Source organism: Sphingobacterium sp. UBA2610, assembly GCF_002339225.1.
GTDB classification, from domain to species: Bacteria; Bacteroidota; Bacteroidia; order Sphingobacteriales; family Sphingobacteriaceae; genus Sphingobacterium; species Sphingobacterium multivorum.
In genome coordinates this window covers 132,647-154,226 of the sequence record NZ_DDKA01000019.1, presented here as the reverse complement: position 1 = coordinate 154,226, position 21,580 = coordinate 132,647, and the positions used below count along the sequence as shown (strand labels likewise).

Below are 21,580 nucleotides of genomic sequence, written 5' to 3'. Positions count from 1 at the left end.
ATAAGTGTATTGCGGTGAAGGTTAAACGAGATAGTGAAAGTAATAGACATAAAAAAGCTCCGGGAATAATCCTGGAGCTTTTTTTATGAGGAGGAGTGATTATTTCACTTCTTCGTAATCTACGTCAGTTACATCATCACCACCTTGGTTTCCACCTTGAGCTTGACCTGCATCACCTTGAGGTTGTTGTGCACCACCTTGAGAAGCAGCGTACATTTCTTCAGAAGCAGCATTCCAAGCATTTTGCAATTCTTCAGAAGCAGCATCGATATCAGCAAAGTTTTTCGCTTCGTAAGCAGCTTTTAATTTTGTTAAGCCAGCTTCAATTGGCGCTTTTTTATCTGCTGAAATTTTATCGCCATATTCTTTCAATTGTTTTTCAGTTGAGAAGATTAAAGCGTCAGCTGCATTTACTTTGTCAGCTTCTTCTTTTATTTTTTTGTCAGCATCAGCATTTGCTTCAGCTTCTTCTTTCATGCGTTTGATTTCGTCGTCAGACAAACCTGAAGATGCTTCGATACGGATGTTTTGTTCTTTTCCAGTCGCTTTATCTTTCGCAGATACTTTGATGATACCATTGGCATCAATATCAAAAGTAACTTCGATTTGAGGAACGCCACGAGGTGCTGGTGGAATATCGTTCAAATGGAAACGGCCGATTGTACGGTTTTGGTTTGCCATAGGACGTTCACCTTGTAAGATGTGAATTTCTACAGATGGCTGATTGTCTGAAGCAGTAGAGAACGTTTCCGATTTTTTAGTTGGAATTGTTGTATTTGCTTCGATCAACTTAGTCATCACACCACCCATTGTTTCAATACCCAATGAAAGTGGAGTAACATCCAATAATAAAACGTCTTTTACTTCACCTGTCAATACACCACCTTGGATCGCAGCACCTAAAGCGACAACTTCATCCGGGTTTACACCTTTAGAAGGCTCTTTTCCGAAGAATGCTTTTACAGCATCAACGATTGCAGGGATACGCGTAGAACCACCTACTAAGATAATTTCGTCAATATCAGATTTGCTAAAACCAGCATTTTTCAATGCAGACTCACAAGGAGCAATTGTTCTCTTGATCAAGTCAGCTGCCAAAGCCTCAAATTTAGCACGTGATAATGAACGAACTAAGTGTTTTGGACCAGTTGCATCTGCAGTGATATACGGCAAGTTGATTTCAGTAGAAGTTGCGCTTGATAATTCGATTTTCGCTTTCTCAGCAGCTTCTTTCAGACGTTGCAATGCCATTGGATCTTTTTTCAAATCAAAGCCATTGTTTTCGCTTTTGAATTCTTCATTTAACCAGTTGATGATTACGTTATCAAAGTCATCACCACCTAAGTGTGTGTCACCGTCAGTAGATTTAACTTCAAATACACCGTCACCTAATTCCAATACCGAAACGTCATGTGTACCACCACCACAGTCAAACACAACAATTTTCATGTCTTTGTGTGCTTTGTCCAAACCGTAAGCTAAAGCTGCTGCTGTAGGTTCGTTAATGATACGTTTTACAGATAAACCAGCGATTTCACCAGCTTCTTTTGTTGCTTGACGTTGTGCGTCGTTGAAATATGCAGGAACTGTAATAACAGCTTCAGTTACTTCTTGACCTAAGAAATCCTCAGCGGTTTTCTTCATTTTTTGAAGAATCATAGCAGAGATCTCTTGTGGTGTATATTTGCGGTCGTCAATTTCTACACGCGGTGTATTGTTGTCACCTTTAACGATTTTATAAGGTACGTGTTCAGCTTCTTTTACAGCTTCATCGTATGAAAGTCCCATAAAACGTTTGATGGAATAAATAGTTTTATGTGGGTTAGTAATTGCTTGACGCTTTGCTGGGTCCCCAACTTTGCGCTCGCCACCTTCTACGAAAGCTACGATCGAAGGAGTTGTACGTTTACCTTCGTTGTTCGTAATTACTACAGGCTCGTTACCTTCCATTACGGCAACACATGAGTTTGTAGTACCTAAGTCAATTCCTATAATTTTAGACATATCTTGTGTTTTAATTTTTTACTTAAATAAATTCTATCAGTCTATTATCAACCCTTATGCCAATCCAAAAGTTTTGTAAAAAAAACACTATTTGTCATCAATTTGTCTTTAGGTACTGCCAAACTGACATTTTCAATACACCAGTTGCTCTAATATCCTTTTTTTAGCTGACTCGTTTTGGCGATTGCGTGGCATATATCTGCCAAAGATTTCCGAAAATTCAGCAAGTTTCATTTTTTTTGATTTTTTATCCCGCCAATCAGAAGGAACAAGTTTATTGGAATAGGCGATATTTGTAGCCCAATATTGAATATGCATTTCAGGGATGACAAGACCCAATATCATGCCCGGGAGACCATGGCTTAATGCTGGTCCTGCCGATATTGGAATCTCTTCCGAATAGTAAGCGATCAGATAGAGTGAGTCTTTGGTAGCACCATTGACTCTGCGGCAGTTTACTCCGGCGATATTTCGGAATTCCTCCGTGAAACGCCAAGTAATGCTGTCCAAAGTTTCCGAAAGAATGTATTTTTCGTCGATGTCAAGCTGAATGTCTGCTGTGCCGGTTTTCAGATCCTGGTAGAGGACTTTGCCGTTCTTGTTGGCGCCACCCCTAAATTGCCCTCTTTGGTTTCCTCCGATTCGGACCGCACCCTGAGATCTGCCCCCTCTGCCTGTGCCCGAAGTTATCGTAGGTGCGGCCATTTTGACTTCACCACGTTGTTTTTCGTTAACTACGCTTTCCTCAGGCATCAACACGGTAGAATTCTCATCAAAGTAGAAGTTTAATTTTTCCGTATGTGAATCCGGTATCTTGTCGAGATATTCCATCATGCCCATCCCTCTGTCCATTCCTTTCGAGCTCATGTCGTTGGATAGCTGCCGCATGCGTGCTTTTGTGTACGTGACTTTGTCAAAACTGATCGTACCCCTACTTCCAAAATAGGCATATTGTGCCTGAAGCGATAAACCACACAGGCAGCAGATGATAACGGTCAAATATATTTTTTTAATCATTTCCTTTCCCTAGATATTTGTTGAAATCCCATTTTACACCGACCAAAAAATATTGTGTCAATACCTGTTGAACGGACTCTGAATAGTTGGTGTCACTCGCGTTACGACGTGTGTTGTTAAATGTATTGAACAGGTCAAAGGCCTTTAAGCTGAGTGTCATACTTTCATCTTTCAGTACTTTTTTCTCTAATTCAATATTGGTATAAAATTGATTGATTGATTTTTTATAAAGTTTCGTAGGTCCTGTATAGCTATAGTAAATGTTTGCCATGACATTAAACTTCTTCGGTAGAAAGTATTTGATGTACGCCGAAGTCCCACCTTGAAAACTTGTTGCGTTGTATTGGGTGTTGATCGAGTTTTGCTGTACATTAAAACCAGCATTCGCCGAAAGATCAAAGTCGAATCCTTCTGAGTCCTGCTCATTTAAGCTTGAACCTAAACTAAAGTTGGTATTCTTTGCATTATTCAGTAGAAACTCGCCGCCGGACTGTCCGCCTTCAAATTTGGTATAGCTGTAGCTGTTGTTAAACCTGACGTTTGCACTCTTGTTAAAATTGATGCGACGATTGGCCAATGGCTGCATATGATTGATGTTCAAGCCGCCATTCCAGTTGGATTTACCCGATAGGTTTTCATAAGAACTGATTTGAGCCGAGTTGTCTAGTATGGTTGTTTTGTTGACAATAGGATTATTAACAAATGACAAGTTCCCGTTGATATTGATATTCGTTCCTTTCAATAAACTGAACGCGTTATAATTGGCCGAAATGTTATTGTTCACCGCGCGTTTTAGGTCGGGATTACCGACTTGTTGAAACAACGGATTGGTCTGAGGTTGCAGTGGTTGTAACTGATCAAACGATGGGATGATATTGGAACTTTGATAAGCTAAACGTATATTTTTGCTATTTGAAAGGCGATAATTGGCATCAACATTTAAATTGTTATCCCAGAAATTCCGGGCAAGATCAATTGATCTATAACTATCATTTAACTGTTGATTCTTGTAGAACGTACGGTTGGAAAAATTGATCTCCAACTTTTCTTTGCGATAGGAAAAGTGCACGTTCACACCTTGATTGGTATTATTGTCGATCTGGTTTTGAGAATATAGTGAATCAAACTTTTGGGTAATATTGTTTATTGAATTTTGGGTATTTGTACTCTTCGAATGATTGAAGCTGTAGCCTAAAGCCAGATTGATATAGTCACTGATACGGTTGTTGAAATTGATCGAAGAGTTGAAGTCATTGCCTTTATTCCGGCCATGTCGCGTTTGGTTGATAATTGTACTATCCCCGGTTTTGTAAAAATAAGTCCGTGAATTGACTTTACTCTCTGAATCTGACTCTTTGTGATTATTGCCGACCATCACATTTAAAGAACGCCCCGCTTTTAATCGTTTTCTATAATTTAGGCGAAAATTATTGTTGGAACTTGAGGAGTTCGATTGATTGTTCTCCCTAAAGTCACTGATTGGGTTGCCCGATCCATCGCCCGTTTTGCTGTCTGTGTAAGTTAGATTAGCGTTGGTAGCCCAATTGGCATTGGATTGGAGTTCCATATTTTGCGTGGAATCCAGTCGCATGTTAAGGTTTGACCTGAAACCATTACTTCGGCTATGTCTCTCGCTATCGTTTTTACTGTTTTTTTCCTGAATGGATTGATCAGGCAGCACATTTTTATTGTAAGTCTCCGAGTGGTTCTTGTTGCTGTTGTTGTCGTAACCATAGTTGGCGTTTACTTTTAAGGCCTTTTTGAAGAACTGATTTTCATAGTTTGCTCCAAGATTTGTATTCAGTGGTTCGCCCGTAATCTGGTTGTTCATCCGTAAAGAACCTTCACGACCACTTGAACTGCCCATGTTGTTGTGACTCGCGGTGATGCCAATCCGCTCAGTCTTATTAAATTTCGCCGCAAAGAGATTTCCCGCATACAATTCTTTTGATCCAGCCAATGCTTCCATGTTTCCAAAGACACCCTTTCTTGCTTTCTCTTTGAGTACAACGTTAACAGTTTGGATCCTTACTCCGTCATCGATGCCCGACAGCTCCGCCTCCTCCGATTTTTTCTCATAGAGCTGCACCTTGTCAACGGCATCTGCCCGTACATTGCGAATGGCTATTTTAGGATCATAACCAAAAAATTCTTCCCCATCGATAAACACTTTCTGTACAGATTTTCCTTGAGCCGTGATACTTCCATCTCCGGTAACCGTAAAACCGGGTAGACGACGTAGTAAATCCTCTAGCTTCGCATTTTTTTCTGTTGCAAAACTCGCCGCATCATATTCGATGGTGTCGCCTTTCAGTGTAATTGGAAGACGTCGGGTGACAATCACCTCCTGCAAAACATTTCTTTGGGAATTTATTTTGATATCATGCAAATCGAGATCTTTGTTTGCAATTTGGATCGTATCACTATATAGTTCAAATTTAGGGTAAGTGGCCAAAATAATGTAGCTCCCGGGTTTGATATTTTTAACCTGGAATTTTCCCTCTTCATTGGCTCGGTTAAAATAACGGAGGACTGAATCGCGGTTCAGTAAAATAATGGAAGCATTGGTCAGGGGCTTGTCATCCGCCTTATCTAGAATCCTCCCCTTGATGTTTATTTGGGAGTAAGCACTGTTGACGACGATAAATAGTAAAAGTATTAATTGAACTAATCTTTTCATGTACGGGTTGTATCTTTCAAAGATAATTTACTTAATCGTTAATAAATGTAAAACATCTCTTCTGAATGTAAAATCTTTGGTATATAAGGCAGAGGAAATCACATTTTTTCTTGCTCTACATGTCCTTTTTGAGCATCCTATTTTTTATTGCATTCAATACAGATTGTTGGCGGAAGGTTGTTTGAGAAAGTTGGAAGTAAAATTTACCTTTGCACAAAATTGGTATTATGACGTTTGAAAATTACTTACAACAATTCGAAGATATCTTAAATCATCCTGAGAATCACCCTACCTATCAAGATGATGAATATTATCAGTACACAAAAATGAACTGGACAAGAATGGGCCGTTGGTTAAAACGCTTCGAACCAACGTCGACTTTTGAACAATTTGTTGAGTCAATTACTGAAAAGCAACAATGGATCATTATTACTGAACCTTGGTGCGGGGATGCGGCGCATTCGGTACCTATGTTGGCGAAGATGGCCTCAAAAAATCCCAATATCACGGTGGATATCCAACTGCGTGATAGTGCTCCGTTTCTGATCGATTCTTATCTAACAAACGGAGGCAAATCTATTCCAATTCTGGTAATACGCAACGAACAGGGGCAAGATTTGGCTGTCTGGGGCCCAAGACCTCAAGCCTGCCAGGAGCTGTTTTTGCATATGAAAGCGCAAGGGGCAGATTTCTCCGAAATCAAAGAGGAGATTCAAAAGTGGTACAATGCCGATAAAGGAACCGAAATCCAAAAGGAAATCCAGGCACTGTTCGAAAAATAAGAAAATTCCATCCTTATAATAAACTGGCAATTTTTAAGTTTAACCGGATCATCATCTCAGGAATAGACCTGGTCTTTCCTGAGCATGGTTTGAAAAACTGCTGTTAAACCCGGAGCTATGTAAACCTATCTCAATATAAGACAAGTATACGATATTCGGAGATTAGTCGGAGCTTGTTCGGTGCTTCCTCGGTACTTGTTCGTTACTTCTTCGGTTGCAAGCGAAGAAGTAACGCTGAAGCTACGTTTCATGTCCGTAGCTAATCCCTGTAAAGGCTGAAGTTATCTGACTCTTGCTATTGTCTAGTTCCAGCTTATTTTGGACCTATTTTCGGCGTAACGTAATTTCTTTAGGGCAAATAGACCTAATGTCGCCTTTGCGAAAGATCAAAAGATTTTAAGTAAAACGATCCAGTGTTTTTGTTAGCTTTATATGAATTATGGACCATTTTTATGGTGGCTTTTTCAGTTTGCTTGAGCGACAACTAAAACTAAAAAAATATGAATATTGAGGATCTAAGAGATTATTGTTTATCGATTGGGCCGGTGATGGAGGAGACTCCCTTTGGGCCAGATACATTGGTATTTAAGGTAGGCGGTAAGATTTTTTTGTTGGTAGGCCTGGATCAGGTTGATGGATTACGATTTAATGTTAAGTGTAACCCCGAAAGGGCCATTGAATTGCGGGAACGTTATGAGCATACCGTACTGCCGGGCTATCACATGAATAAAAAGCACTGGAATACCGTGGTTGCCAATCAAGAGATTGATGATAGAAAGCTGGAGGAATTGATTTTACACAGCTATCAGCTTATTGTTGAAAGTCTGCCCAGTAAAATCAGATCGGAAGTCAAAGGGCTATAACCGGACTTTGCGTGTAAAGAATTAGTTGTCTATTCAGAAAAAGTCGTTTAAATGACTTTTTTTTGAGGCTAGGATTGGTAGCTTTGCTAAAATCAGTGCATTGCTCAAAGCATTGGTCGATAAATTTACACTAAATATTATTTTTATGAAACGAACACGAAGTTACTCGTGGATAATCTGTTTTATGCTTCTTTTCAGTTTGGGAAGTTGTATAAAGGAAGAAGCGCTCAATATGGAAGCGGATATTATCGCTCTTCATGCCGATGAAGATATCTTTTTGCTGAACCCGGTCATCTCAAATACGCAAGTTACACTTTACCTTCAGCCCAATATTCATGATCTTACCAAATTGAATATGACTTTTGACCTGACTCCTGGTGCCTCCATTGAGCTTTTGAAGGATTCTTTGAAAATGCCTGCCGGAACTCAGGATATGAATAAAGTAATTATTGATGAATTCCTAAAAAACGGCGTATATTATAAAGTTACGTCCGAAGATCATCAGTTTACAAAAAACTACCTGATTAAAATTGTGAAAACAGATGGTGGATTTGTTCCAACAGCATATGGTTTTGAAGATACGGCGATTGATAAGGATGATAAATACACCATATTTTATAATAAAATTGATGGCCAGGATTTCTATAATTGGGCTTCCGGAAATCCAAGTTTCTCCTTGACATTGAGCTTAGGAGGAGGTACCAAGGATCCCGAATCATACCCCACTAAAACGAGTTCGGATGCACATTCAGGATCGAAAGCGGCTTTATTGGAAACGAAGTTGACCGGTGCTTTTGGGGCGATGTTCAAGAAACCTATTGCTGCCGGAAATCTTTTTATAGGAGCGTTTGATACAGGACCTGTATTGACAGACTCGTTATCGGCAACGCAGTTTGGCCTTCCTTTCAATCAGATACCGCTGGCCTTGGAAGGTTACTATAAGTATAGTCCTGGCGCAACGGTGACGGATGAAAACATGAAACCTGTTAATACCAAGGATTCCTGTGATATCTATGCTGTTTTCTATAATCGCAAGCAGCTTATGGACTCGCAATCTGATCCCAACAAGAAAGTTTCCTATTTGACGGGACATAATATTTTAAAAGATCCAAGTATTGTGGCTATTGCCAGGTTGGAAAATGGGGGCGCAACCAAGGCTGGTGATTTTGTCAAGTTTACATTGCCATTTAAGTACACGGCGAAAGTAAACGAAGCTGATGTTGCCAATTTGGATTATAGCATTGCGATTGTAATGTCTTCGAGTAAATATGGTGATAATTTTATAGGTGCTGTCGGTAGTAAGTTGACGGTGGATGATCTCAAAATTGTAACGAAGAAGTAATGAAAATGATAAAATATACAATCGCACTGGCTGCGATGGTTTTGATAGGATCTATTGCCAATGCGCAGGAAAACACAGCGGATGAGGGTAAATTGGGTTTTGATGTGACGGTAGGCGGTAAGATCGGCGGCGCAGCCCCCCTATCATTGCCACGTGAAATTCGAAAGATTAAAAGCTATAATCCGAATGTTCCCTTTTTTGTCGGAGCAAGGGCAAACTATCATATTGATTCCCAATGGGGAGTATCTTTGGGAATCGTCTTCGAAGGAAAGGGAATGGATACATAGGCGAGTGTTAAAGGATACAAGACGACATTCAATGCGGTGAATGATGCAAAAGAGGAGCTGAGAGGTTATTATACGGGTGATATCACAACAAAAGTACATAACCTGTATCTGACTGTTCCGATCCAAGCTACCTATCAGCTTTCAAATCGTTGGAATGTACAGGCAGGTCCTTACATTTCTTTTGCGGTAAAAAAGGAATTCTATGGCGAGGCCTACAACGGCTATCTTAGGCATGAGGAGCCTACCGGAAATAAGATTGTTGTGGATAATGCTGATTATGATTTCTCGGAGAGTGTTAGAAGTATTGATGTTGGTATGAGTTTGGGCGCACATTATGCTATCGACAGAAGATTCTTTGCGTTGGCACAGTTGGATTATGGCTTCAATAATATTATGAAAACCGGATTTGAAAGTATTAGCTTCGGGTTACATAATATCTTTATGAATGTTGGTATAGGTTATAAATTGAAATAGCTTTAATATCCATAAAAAAGAAATGGCCGATCCTAGGATCGGCCATTTCTTTTTTATACTGTTATGCTCATTTAAATGATGCGGAGTTTTACATTTTTAATCCGATTTCTCTTAAGCGTTCATCCAGGTACTGACCAGCGGTATAATCTTCGTAGGCCTTCGGGTGTTCCGCATCGATGCAGGAATCCAATGAAGCCAAACTCATGGCGGATTTTGGATGTAAAAAGAAAGGAATAGAAAAACGGGAAGTACCCATCTTCTCACGTGGTGGGTTTACTACGCGATGCGTAGTAGATTTCAACTTATTGTTTGTTAACCGTTGCAACATATCACCTACATTGATGACGATATCTTCACCCTTGGCTTTGATAGGAAACCATTCCCCGTCTTTTGTCATCACTTCAAGACCATCCGCACTAGCTCCAATCAATAAGGTGATGAGGTTAATATCTTCGTGGGCGCCTGCGCGTACTGCGTCAGGGGCTAAGGCGTCAGGATCGTTTATTGGGAAGTAATGGATAGCACGTAGAATAGAATTACCGTTGATGACATATTGTTCAAAGTAATTTTCTTCCAGATCGAGGTAGGTCGCGATCGCTTTCAATAAGTCGCGGCCTGTATCTTCTAGTTTTTTATAAACCTCAGCGGTTACGCCATTAAAGCGAGGAATTTCAGCTACTTCAGGATTGTCCGGAAAATCAGCTTTGGAATATTCTTCACCAACAATCGTTTGACCGCGTTGCCAGAATTCTTTTAAGTCAGGTGTTTTCGCGTCTTTGGCTTTTTCTCTTCCTTTTGCGGTATAGCCACGTTGACCTGCAAGTTCTGGAAATTCATATTTTTCCTTGATCTCAGTAGGCAAAGCAAAAAATTCAGGAACCACCTGATATAATTCCTCAATCAGCTCTTTTGATAAGCCATGATTTGCAATCGTTACAAAGCCTGTTTCATTGAAAGCTTTGCCAATATCTTGGATAAATTGATTTCGTTGTTCTTGGGTTCCTTGTGTATAATGTAGCAAGTCCAAGCGAGGTATGTTTACTAAAGCCATACAGTGTTGATGTTTGTTCAGGACAAAGTTAACGGAATTAATTTTGATTATTAAACAGGGACTGTTAATAAAAGTTTTGTGTTTCTGTTTATTTTGCTGTATGTCAGTGTTTAAAAGTTTTCCACATTTCACAATTGACGACAAGTATCGTTAGGTATGTGTGCCGAATTATGCTGACGAACATATGACAAAATTTATAATTTCGAGCTTGTTATTCTAATTGCTAACTGGTATATTTGTTATGCAAGCATAATAAATAGCTTGTGGGTACGCTTATGAACCAAAATCAGACAATCGATTATTTTTTAAAAACAGGGTGGCAGACAATAGCCAATAAATATAATCAAATTGCTTCGCAGTACGGTTTTACCCAGGCTGCGGGATATATTTTGATTAACATCCATAAAGAGGGTACACCTGTTTCTCAGATTGCAAATTTGACAGGAGTTAAAACAACTAGTTTGTCTCGGGTGTTGAATAATTTGGAGTCATTGGGATTTATATACCGCGAAACGAGTGAGACCGACAAGAGGTCCGTAAAAGTGTATTTAACCGAATTGGGGCGAGAGAAAAGACGGATTGCTAAAGATGTTGTTCGTAATTTCAATCAATATTTAGCGGACAATTTTTCAGAAAATGAACGGGATCAATTGATTGCTTCTTTAGCGAAACTCAATGAGCTCGCAACAAGTTACAAAGAAGAAGTAATCATCTAGGAATTAAACCAAATGTACAGAAGTGCATGATAAATATGTTATGATGAACAGAAATATTAGAAAAGTGGCAGTTCTCGGATCGGGTGTTATGGGCTCGCGAATTGCTTGTCATTTTGCTAACATTGGTGTTGAAGTTTTGCTGTTGGATATTGTTCCGCGCGAACTGCTTCCGGCAGAACAAGCCAAAGGCTTAACTTTGGAGAGTAAGATCGTTCGGGACCGAATTGTCAACAGCTCCTTAGAAACGGCTTTAAAAACAAACCCTTCGCCAATTTATAGCAAGTCATTTGTAAGACGTATCAAAACAGGGAATTTTGACGATAATCTAAAAGACATTGCTTCTGTGGATTGGATTATCGAGGTTGTTGTTGAGCGGCTCGATGTTAAAAAATCTGTTTTTGAGCGTGTTGAGCAATTTCGAAAACCTGGGACATTGATTACTTCCAATACTTCTGGTATCCCTATTCATTTAATGACAGAAGGGCGAAGTGAAGATTTTAAAGATCATTTCTGCGGCACACACTTCTTCAATCCGCCGCGCTATCTCCCTTTATTGGAAGTTATTCCAACACCGCATACTAAGCCAGAGGTTGTTGACTTTATACTTCACTTTGGTGACAAAATGCTGGGTAAATCGGTTGTGTTATGTAAAGACACTCCGGCGTTTATTGGTAATCGTATCGGTGTTTATTCGATGTTGGCGGTTACTCATTTAGTGGAACCTCTTGGATTGACCGTTGAGGAGGTCGACAAATATACCGGTCCTGCAATGGGGCATCCCAAATCGGCGACTTTTCGTACAGCCGATGTGGTAGGACTTGATACTTTGGTGAATGTTGCCAATGGACTGGCGCAGAATGCCCCAGAAGATGAAGCCAAAGGCGTTTTCCAGCTTCCTGCATTCATCAGCAAGATGGTCGAGAATAAATGGTTGGGTGAGAAAACCAAGAAAGGGTTTTATGAAAAAGTAAAAGCTGCCGATGGTAATTCGGAGATTTTATCTTTAAATCTAAAAACACTGGAATTTGGTTCACAGCAAAAAGTGAAATCCACTACCTTGGAAGCTACCAAGCCTGTGGAGGATATCCGCAAGCGGATGAAAGTATATGAACAAGGGAGCGATAAAGCGGCGGAACTCTTCCGTGCCATGCATTATCCATTGTTTGAATATGTATCCCGCCGTGTTCCCGAAATTACAGATGACTTCTTCCGGATCGATGATGCCATGCGTGCTGGATTTGGTTGGGAGTTAGGACCATTTGAAGTATGGGATGCGCTAGGTGTTCGCGAGACTTTAGCTAAAATTAAGACCGAAGAAAAACGACTTCCGGGTCAGGACGGGGAGGTTGCTTCCTGGGTACACGAGATGTTGGAAGCCGGATGTGAATCATTCTATAAAATAGAAAATGGTGTACGTCACTATTATGATATTGCGACCAAATCGTATAAAGCTATTCCCGGTACCGAAGATCTGATCGTATTGGATCACATCCGGGAAAGTAAGACAATCTGGAAAAATACGGGTGTTTCTATTATTGATCTGGGCGATGGTATCATTAATTGTGAATTTCATACCAAGATGAATACCATTGGTGGGGATGTTATCCAGGGATTGAATAAAGCCATTGACCTTGCTGAAAAAGAGTATCGCGGTTTAGTGGTGTCCAATGATGGAAAAAACTTTTCTGCTGGAGCGAATATCGGAATGATTTTCATGATGGCCGTCGAACAGGATTTTGATGAATTGAATATGGCCGTTCGTGCATTTCAAAATACATCCATGCGCTTACGCTATTCGTCAATACCTGTAGTCGTTGCGCCATTTCAAATGACGCTTGGTGGGGGCTGTGAATTCTCCATGCATGCCGATTTTGTGCAGGCTCACGCCGAAACCTATATGGGCTTGGTTGAACTGGGGGTTGGTGTTATTCCTGGTGGTGGCGGAACTAAAGAATTTACGCTACGTGCCTCGGAGGAATTTAAAGATGATCAAATTGTCCAAAATACGTTAAAAGATAAATTCCTGACTATTGGTCAGGCAAAAGTTTCGACTTCTGCCTATGAAGCCTATGAGCTCGGCTATTTGCAGAAAGATAAATTTGCAATCACCATGAATCGTGCCCGTCTTCTGGCGGATGCCAAGGCAAAGGCATTAGAATTGGCAGATGAGGGTTATGTTCAGCCTGCTCCTCGCAATGATATCAAAGTTTTGGGAAATCAAGGATTAGGAATCGTTTATGTGGGCGCTTCATCAATGCGTGAAGGCAATTACATCTCTGATTATGATCGTAAGATCTCAGAGAAACTAGGCTGGGTAATGTGTGGTGGAAATTTATCGTCACCGACGGAAGTGTCTGAACAGTATTTACTGGATCTTGAACGTAAAACATTCCTTGAGCTTTGTGCTGAACGCAAAACGCTTGAAAGAATTCAATTTATGTTGACCAAGGGTAAGCCTTTACGGAACTAGAACTCACTACTCACGAAAAAATTAAAAATAATGGAAGCATATATAGTAGCAGGATTTCGTACAGCAGTAGGCAAAGCGCCCCGGGGAGTATTTCGCTTTATGCGGGCCGATGATTTAGCCACGGATGTTATTAAACATCTTGTATCCACTGTGCCGAATTTAAATAAAGAAGATATAGATGATGTCATTGTTGGGAATGCCATGCCGGAAGCGGAGCAGGGACTCAATATGGCCCGTTTCATTTCACTGATGGGATTGGACACGGATAAGGTCCCGGGTGTAACCGTTAACCGGTACTGCGCATCAGGCCTAGAAACCATTGCAACCGCGGTAGCAAAGATTAAGACTGGGATGGCAGATGTTATCATTGCCGGTGGTGTAGAGGTGATGTCCGGAATGCCTTTTGGAGGTTGGAAGATTGTGCCTAATCCTGTTGTGGCAAAAGAGCATCCTGACTGGTATTGGGGAATGGGATTGACTGCCGAAGCCGTAGCCAAAGATTACAATGTTTCACGCGAAGATCAGGATGCTTTTGCACTTAAATCAAATCAAAAGGCAGTTGCAGCTATTCAAAACGGTCATTTGAAAGATGGGATTGTGCCTATTACTGTAAAAGAAAATTACCTGAAAGACGGTAAGATTGCAACGCGCGAATATGTTGTTGATACAGATGAAGGTCCTCGGGCTGATACTTCCCTGGAGGCTTTAGGGAAACTAAAACCAGTCTTTGCAGCGAATGGTTCAGTAACGGCGGGGAATTCCTCACAAACTTCTGATGGAGCAGCATTTGTCTTGGTGATGTCTGAAGCAAAAGTGAAAGAACTTGGTGTTAAACCAATTGCAAAGCTTGTTAGTTTTGCTGTAGCAGGTGTTCCACCGCGCATTATGGGTATCGGACCTATCTATGCCATACCCAAGGCTTTGGCAAAAGCCGGTCTTAAAAAGGAAGATATTGACCTCTTTGAGCTGAATGAAGCTTTCGCCTCTCAATCGCTAGCCGTAATTCGTGAACTTGGATTAGACGAAGAGAAAGTGAATGTCAATGGCGGTGCCATCGCTTTAGGGCATCCACTTGGATGTACAGGAGCTAAATTGACGGTCCAAGTCTTAAACGAGTTGAAACGCAGAGGCAAAAAATATGGCATGGTGACGATGTGTGTCGGAACTGGTCAAGGAGCGGCTGGTATTTTTGAGTTATTGGACTAAAATTAGCCGCTAGGAATAGCAATATAGACGAAATATGGATCTCTGATCTCATAACGCATAGAAGTATTTAAAAACATGGTGGACAGCAGCATCACTAAGCAGTGATTTCCTGGTCCATATAAATCTAGAAAGACAATGAGCGAAAATAAAGCAATTAAAGGCGGAGAGTTCGTGATTAGAGAGACTCCCTATACAGCCGTTTTTATTCCGGAAGAATTTGATGAAGAAGCCAAAATGATTCGTCAGACCTGCTTGGATTTCTTGGATACGGAAGTATTGAACAAGCTGGACCGTATCGATGCGCAAGAAGAAGGACTTATGCCTAGTTTGATGGATAAGGCCGGTGAACTGGGGATGTTGGGTGTTTCTATTCCCGAAGAATATGGTGGTTTCGGCAAGAATTTCAACACTTCTATGCTTGTTGCCGATGCGGTAGGTGGCGGGTTTTCTTTTGCTGTGGCATTGTCTGCTCATACGGGAATCGGTACGCTGCCTATTTTGTATTATGGTAATGATGCCCAAAAGGCAAAATATGTTCCAAAGCTTGCTACTGGTGAATGGAAGGCGTCGTATTGTTTGACAGAACCCAATGCTGGATCGGATGCAAATTCGGGTCGTACTTCTGCTAAATTAAATGCCGAAGGGACACATTATTTGATCAACGGACAAAAAATGTGGATTACAAACGGTGGTTTTGCAGATATCTTCATCGTATTTGCAAAAATCGATGATGATAAAAACCTAACGGCATTTATTGTCGAGAAAGATTTTGGTGGCATCACGATGAATCCCGAAGAACATAAATTGGGTATCAAGGGATCTTCAACACGTCAGATCTTTTTCAATGATTGCGCCGTTCCTGTAGAGAATATGCTTTCTGATCGTGAAAACGGATTTAAGATTGCTGTAAATATCCTGAATATTGGTCGTATAAAACTGGGCGCTGCCACGATCGGTTCGGCACGTATGGTGATCAACCATGCGGTGCAGTATGCCAATGAACGTGTGCAGTTTAATCTGCCGATTTCTAAATTTGGTGCCATTCGTTATAAGCTGGCTGAGATGGCAACACGTTTGTTTGCTGTGGAGTCGGCATCGTATCGTGCCGGTCAAAATATTGATGATGCTTACGATGCATTGATTGCTGGCGGGATGGATGAAGCAAAAGCAAAATTGAAGTCTGTGGAGCAGTTTGCAATTGAGTGCGCTATCATCAAAGTATGGTGCTCGGAGATGTTGGATTATGTGGTTGACGAAGGGGTACAGATTTATGGTGGAATGGGTTACTCAGCAGATGCGCCAATGGAACGCGCTTATCGGGATTCACGGATCAACAGGATCTTTGAAGGTACGAATGAAGTGAATCGATTGCTTGTCGTTGACATGATGTTAAAACGGGCCATGAAAGGTGAATTGGATCTGATGGGACCTGCCCAAACTGTAGCTGGAGAGCTTCTAGCTATTCCAGATTTTGGTGAAGAGGACGATGCACCTCTCGCTGCAGAAAAGAAAATTGTGGCAAACCTTAAAAAAGCTGGGTTATTGATTGCGGGAGCAGCAGTGCAAAAATTGATGATGTCTCTTTCCAAAGAAGAGGAAATCCTCATGAATATTGCGGATATTATCGGGTATGTTTATATCACCGAGTCAGTCTTGTTGCGTGCGGAAAAATTGCTGCATACAGGATCTGATAAAGCAGACTATGCAAAAGATATGGCTAAGATCTATCTGTATGGTGCTATTGATAAAATCAGCGCTGCCGGTAAAGAAGCATTATATTCTTTTGGTGAAGGTGATGAACTGAATATGATGTTGGTTGGTTTGCGCAGATTCACAAAAGCACAGCCATTTAATGTGAAAGATGCACGTCAGCGAATCGCAAAGAAATTGATAGATGAGAATAAATATTGTTTTTGATTGATAATAGATTATTGGTTTTGGTTAATGGCCGGAGAGAAATCTTCGGCCATTTTTGTGTTACAATCCTAGAAAGTCACTGTAATTATGCTAAATTTAACCTTTTAAACCCTAACCATTATATGACATCTTCAAGATCATTTACATTTACAGAAGACTGGGTAGTCGTCATTTTGGGGATCGCTACCATATTTCTCGCACTCTCAGGAATTGTTGCGCCAGTACCTAGTTTTTCGTGGAGTAATTCCGCCGAACTCGTCGCAACGGTTTTCGACCCGACAAATTTAATGAAGCTTTTTGAGCAGTTTATTTTTGTATTCGTTACCGCGATATTGGGCGCCTTTCTTTTGGGGAAATCTGTAAGACAATTATTCGTTGTATTTCCTGTTGTATTTATCCTTACCGTATTTGCATTGGTGCTGGCAGGGAATGCAACAGTTAAAGAATACAATCTCGAAGCTGTAATTTTTAGTTTGATTATCGGTTTAGTCATCAGCAATTGCTTTAAACTGCCTAATTGGTTTAAAGAGGCGCTCAGTACCGAGCTGTATGTCAAGATAGGCCTAATTCTGCTCGGGACTACCGTGATCTTCGGGGATATCCTGAAAGCGGGATCCTTGGGGCTTATTCAAGCACTGGCTGTCGTATTGTCTGTTTGGTACTTTGCGTTCTGGATTTGTAAAAAATTAAAGATTGACAAGGAGATGTCGCTGATGCTGTCGAGTGCAGTATCTATTTGCGGTGTTTCCGCAGCGATAGCAACTTCGGGAGCAATTAAAGGTGATAGCAAAAAGCTTTCCTATGTCATTTCACTGGTCCTTATTACAGCGATTCCAATGATGATTTTCATGCCTTATATGGCGGAGTGGATGGGCTTGTCGCAAGAAGTTACCGGTGCTTGGCTCGGCGGGAGTATTGATACAACTGGTGCTGTCGTGGCTTCAGGTTCCCTGGTAGGAGAAGAAGCGTTGAAAATCAGTACCATTGTGAAATTTTCCCAAAACGTATTGTTGGGGCTGGCTGCTTTTGCCATCAGTATTTATTGGACTTATGCGAAATCGGTTGATGATGAAACCAAGCGGGATAAGCCTACGCTGAAAATTATATGGGAACGTTTCCCGAAGTTTGTGTTGGGATTTGTATTTGCATCGTTGCTCTTTTCATTCGTGATATCTCCTGAGAAGATTGATGCCGTCAAAGGAAGTTTGAAAAACTTACAGGGCCTCTGGTTTACCTTGGCATTTACATCCATTGGTTTGGAAACGAACTTTAAGGATCTTTTTGCTCAAGACAATAAGAAACCGCTATATGCTTTTCTGATTGCCCAAACTTTTAATGTTATTATTACCTTATTGATTGCTCTGGTGCTATTTCGCTAAGACGGTAAGTGTTTCAAGGTGAAATAGATCGTTAAAATATGACTGTAAAGATGGCCGTCTAACTAGGACGGCCTTTTTTATGCTTTTTCATCAAGGGTTTATGCGTGAATTTTTTTCTGATTCGTAGCACAGATCTTCGTTTTTTATACAATCGCTTGCTTCTTGATTTTCGCTGGGTAGTTGGTGATTAGGATGGTTGCCTTCGCGATTTTTTTCATGCTGAAAGAAATTTGAGCCGCTTTTTATTTGCTTTAAGTGTCTTAAAATTAAGGTTTAATGGCTTTTTGAAAAAAAATATCATTAAATCTATCAAATTAGTAGTCTTTTAAAAAATATTTATATATTTGTATCGTTATCTGATTTACAGGTAAATAGGAAGGCGAGCAAAAAGGACTGACTTGATTATGAATCGAACTAGCCATGAAATTGATTTTATAACAAAGAAATGTGATGAAAGTTGTTTGAAATTGCCGCCTGATAAGTGCATATACTGATTCGTTTATGCAGCAGGAAATAAAAGAAAATAACAAGATAAAAAGAATGAAACAAAATTACTCTCCAAAAACAAGTTTATTGGTTGCTTCGGTAGAAGGATCTGTTGTTACCCTAAAAAGTGACAAGAAACGAATGTGTTGTTAAAATTTCTCTCTTACACTCTCTTATATTAGAAAAGGGAAGCCGAGGCTTCCCTTTCACAAAGTTTTAACAATGAAGCAAGTATCGATTGGCGTTGGCACTTGTTTAGATTCACCATTAAACTGAATAAATTTATGAAAAAAAATGCTATTTTTCGAATTAGCGTCGTTTTTAGCTTGCTTTTAACGGGTTCTTACCACAGCTATGCGCAAGTAGAAAATCCTAAACCTATTATAAATGCCTCATTAACAGGTACCGTAATTGACGCCGTAACAAAAGAACCATTACAGGGGGTAACGGTTCAGCTGGAAGCTGTTACGCACCAAGTAAAAACAGACAGTAAAGGAGTTTTTCAGTTTGTAACTGGACAAAAATTACCATTTTCATTGATCGTATCCATCGTCGGTTATCAAACTCGTCACATCGTGGTAGATCATTCTCCGGCCGTGATTGAACTTACGCCACGATTGGAAGCTTTGGATCAAGTGGTCGTCACCGCACGTCGCCGTAAAGAGCAATTGCAGGACGTGCCTATTCCCGTATCAATTATTCGTGGAGCAGCATTAGAAGATGCAGGTGCTTTTAATGTTAACCGGTTGAAAGAACTGGTGCCAACTGTTCAGTTGTATGCATCGAACGCACGTAATACAACACTTAACATACGCGGACTTGGTTCCACCTATGGCCTCACCAATGATGGGATTGATCCTGGTGTTGGGTTTTATCTTGATGGCGTATATATTGCTCGTCCTGCCGCAACTTGGCTAGACTTCATTGATATTGATCAGATTGAAGTACTACGGGGACCACAGGGTACCCTCTTTGGAAAAAATACAACCGCGGGAGCTTTCAATATCACCTCACGTCTGCCTCAATTTACACCCGAGGCCAATGTGGAAGTCAGCTATGGAAACCAGGGGTTTATTCAGGCGAAGACTTCAATCTCAGGACCATTGGCCAAAAACTTGGCTGCGAGAGCTTCTTTCTCTGGTACACAGCGGGATGGAAACTTGTTTAATGTACATACCAATAGGAAGATCAATGATATCAACAACCTGGGCTTTAGAGGGCAATTGCTGTTTACCCCAACCGAAAATATCAAACTCGTACTTTCTGGGGACGTGTCATCACAAAAACCGGACGGTTATGGCTGGGCGGTTGCCGGAGTTGTAAAAACACAGCGTGCGGACTACAGACAATTTGATGCAATTATTAAAGATCTTGGCTACGAGTTGCCCTATAAAAGTGCTTTCGAACGTAAGATAGATTTGGATACTCAATCTAAAGCTGATAATAAATTGGGTGGGGTCGCATTGAATGCCGATATCAAGATTGGAGAAGGGACACTGACCTCAACTTCTGCGTGGCGGACATGGACATGGGTTCCGCTCAATGACCGCGATTATTTAGGACTTCCGGTATACACCGTTTCAGCAGGTAATTCCGTCCATAACCAGTGGTCACAGGAGTTCAGATACTCTGGTAAAATCAGTGAAAAGGTCAGCGGGGTTGTTGGTTTATTTGGTCTTTGGCAGGATCTGGGCACAGACCCTGTACATACCGAAGAAACAGGATCTGCCTTTTGGCGTTTTCAAAAAAGCTCTACCAGTGCTTTGTGGCAGACACCGGGATTATTTGATAATTTTGGAATCAAGACCGTTTACGGGATTAAAAGCACAAGCTTGGCAGCCTATACACAGATTGATTGGGCTGTAACGCCAAAATTACATATCCTCCCAGGGCTGCGCTACAACTACGATAAAAAGGTGGCTAACTACGATAGACAGACCTATGGTGGTTTGCAGACCTCAGATCCCGCCCTGCTTGCCTTAAAGAACGGTGTATATACCAATCAGACTTTTGATGTCAATGCGGATGCAGACAATTTCTCTGGTCAACTCTCCGCAAGATATCGCTTCAATCCGAAGATAAATGCTTACGCAACGTATTCAATCAGTTATAAACCTGTCGGTATCAACGTCGGCGGATTGCCCACAGCCAATGGAGCGGTGTTGCTGGATCTCGCCGAAGTAAAACCTGAGGCTGTCCGTCATAAGGAAATTGGTGTGAAGACAAATCCAACACGCAATTCACTCCTCAATCTGACCGTCTACCAAACGGATATCAAAGACTATCAAACGCAAGTGCAGACACCCGAGCCTGGGGTAAACCGTGGTTATCTGGCCAATGCCGAAAAGGTACGTGTAAAGGGTATTGAATTGGATGGAAATATCAACATCGGACATTTTCTCCGATTGAATGGAGCATTGGCCTATACTGATGCCAAATATGTTAAATTTACCAACGCACCTGTTCCCTTAGAAGAGGTTGGCGGAGCGCAAGCTTTTAAAGATATCTCTGGTGGCGTCCTTCCTGGTGTTTCCAAATGGTCCTGGTCCTTGGGCGGCGAAGCGAATAAAAGTGGGAAGCTGATCGGAATTAATGGATCTTACTTTTTGGGCGCAGACCTATTTCACCGGTCTAAATTCTCATCCAGTTCCTCACCATCACAGTACCTAAACATTGATGCCTATTCGGTATTGAACGCTCGGCTAGGATTCAGGGGATCGAATGGTATTTCGGTGTTTGTTTGGAGTAGAAATCTAACCAATAAAGATTATTACGAACAATTGCTGGCAGCACCTGGAAGCTATGGACAGTATGCAGGAGTAGTTGCCGATCCGCGGACTTACGGTGTTACACTGCGATACAATTGGAAACAAGGAAATTAAATCCGTAATTCATATTATATTTTT

13 protein-coding genes and 1 pseudogene are annotated in these 21,580 nt (G+C 41.0%); 10 read left to right on the top strand and 4 right to left on the bottom strand.

Annotation, left to right across the window (positions count from 1 at the left end):
- Nucleotides 1-99: 99 nt before the first annotated feature.
- From dnaK to B4Z47_RS13370, 3 genes are all read right to left on the bottom strand, one after another.
- The gene (gene dnaK, locus B4Z47_RS13380; RefSeq protein WP_046673656.1) at nucleotides 100-2,004 is read right to left on the bottom strand and encodes a molecular chaperone DnaK; all 1,905 of its coding nucleotides are present in this window, start codon (nucleotides 2,002-2,004) and stop codon (nucleotides 100-102) included.
- Between the two features lie 132 nt (nucleotides 2,005-2,136).
- The gene (locus B4Z47_RS13375) at nucleotides 2,137-3,021 is read right to left on the bottom strand and encodes a GLPGLI family protein (RefSeq protein WP_286727409.1); all 885 of its coding nucleotides are present in this window, start codon (nucleotides 3,019-3,021) and stop codon (nucleotides 2,137-2,139) included.
- Nucleotides 3,014-5,701 carry a TonB-dependent receptor gene (locus tag B4Z47_RS13370; RefSeq protein WP_115046459.1) on the bottom strand — a complete coding sequence of 896 codons (2,688 nt, stop codon included), beginning with the start codon at nucleotides 5,699-5,701 and terminating at the stop codon, nucleotides 3,014-3,016. The genes B4Z47_RS13375 and B4Z47_RS13370 overlap by 8 nt, the downstream gene beginning before the upstream one ends.
- 227 nt (nucleotides 5,702-5,928) lie before the next feature.
- Here B4Z47_RS13370 and B4Z47_RS13365 point away from each other — a divergent pair, with 227 nt between their 5' ends.
- The 4 genes and pseudogenes from B4Z47_RS13365 to B4Z47_RS24570 all read left to right on the top strand — a co-directional run bounded on the left by B4Z47_RS13365 (nucleotide 5,929) and on the right by B4Z47_RS24570 (nucleotide 9,449).
- Nucleotides 5,929-6,483 carry a thioredoxin family protein gene (locus tag B4Z47_RS13365; protein ID WP_070570305.1) on the top strand — a complete coding sequence of 185 codons (555 nt, stop codon included), beginning with the start codon at nucleotides 5,929-5,931 and terminating at the stop codon, nucleotides 6,481-6,483.
- A 500-nt stretch (nucleotides 6,484-6,983) separates the two neighbouring features.
- Nucleotides 6,984-7,346, top strand: coding sequence for an MmcQ/YjbR family DNA-binding protein (locus tag B4Z47_RS13360; RefSeq protein WP_046673659.1), 363 nt, complete (start codon nucleotides 6,984-6,986; stop codon nucleotides 7,344-7,346).
- 145 nt (nucleotides 7,347-7,491) lie between these two features.
- Entirely contained in the window at nucleotides 7,492-8,688 is a 1,197-nt protein-coding gene (locus tag B4Z47_RS13355) for a PCMD domain-containing protein (protein WP_236586155.1), read from the top strand.
- Nucleotides 8,688-9,449 (top strand): annotated as a pseudogene (locus tag B4Z47_RS24570) (porin family protein). Before B4Z47_RS13355 ends, B4Z47_RS24570 begins: the two are co-directional and overlap by 1 nt.
- An 88-nt stretch (nucleotides 9,450-9,537) precedes the next feature.
- On the opposite strand, the gene B4Z47_RS13340 reads toward B4Z47_RS24570, so the two are convergent.
- On the bottom strand, nucleotides 9,538-10,500 hold the full coding sequence (locus B4Z47_RS13340) for an isopenicillin N synthase family dioxygenase (RefSeq protein ID WP_070570303.1): 963 nt from the start codon (nucleotides 10,498-10,500) through the stop codon (nucleotides 9,538-9,540).
- 275 nt (nucleotides 10,501-10,775) lie between these two features.
- Between B4Z47_RS13340 and B4Z47_RS13335 the strand changes: the two genes are divergently transcribed.
- The 6 genes from B4Z47_RS13335 (at nucleotide 10,776) to B4Z47_RS13310 (ending at nucleotide 21,556) form a co-directional block, all read left to right on the top strand.
- A complete protein-coding gene (locus tag B4Z47_RS13335; RefSeq protein ID WP_046673745.1) occupies nucleotides 10,776-11,216 on the top strand; it encodes a MarR family winged helix-turn-helix transcriptional regulator in 441 nt (146 codons plus the stop codon).
- 40 nt (nucleotides 11,217-11,256) lie between these two features.
- Complete coding sequence (locus B4Z47_RS13330) at nucleotides 11,257-13,686, top strand: 3-hydroxyacyl-CoA dehydrogenase/enoyl-CoA hydratase family protein (protein ID WP_070570300.1); 2,430 nt, start codon at nucleotides 11,257-11,259, stop codon at nucleotides 13,684-13,686.
- Between the two features lie 30 nt (nucleotides 13,687-13,716).
- The gene (locus B4Z47_RS13325) at nucleotides 13,717-14,892 is read left to right on the top strand and encodes an acetyl-CoA C-acyltransferase (RefSeq protein WP_070570298.1); all 1,176 of its coding nucleotides are present in this window, start codon (nucleotides 13,717-13,719) and stop codon (nucleotides 14,890-14,892) included.
- A 135-nt stretch (nucleotides 14,893-15,027) separates the two neighbouring features.
- Nucleotides 15,028-16,809, top strand: coding sequence for an acyl-CoA dehydrogenase family protein (locus B4Z47_RS13320; protein WP_115046463.1), 1,782 nt, complete (start codon nucleotides 15,028-15,030; stop codon nucleotides 16,807-16,809).
- Nucleotides 16,810-16,931: 122 nt separating this feature from the next.
- Entirely contained in the window at nucleotides 16,932-18,188 is a 1,257-nt protein-coding gene (locus tag B4Z47_RS13315) for a YeiH family protein (protein ID WP_115046465.1), read from the top strand.
- Between the two features lie 770 nt (nucleotides 18,189-18,958).
- Nucleotides 18,959-21,556: a TonB-dependent receptor gene (locus tag B4Z47_RS13310; protein ID WP_070570292.1), complete on the top strand. Its 2,598-nt coding sequence runs from the start codon at nucleotides 18,959-18,961 to the stop codon at nucleotides 21,554-21,556.
- The last annotated feature ends 24 nt before the right edge of the window (nucleotides 21,557-21,580 follow it).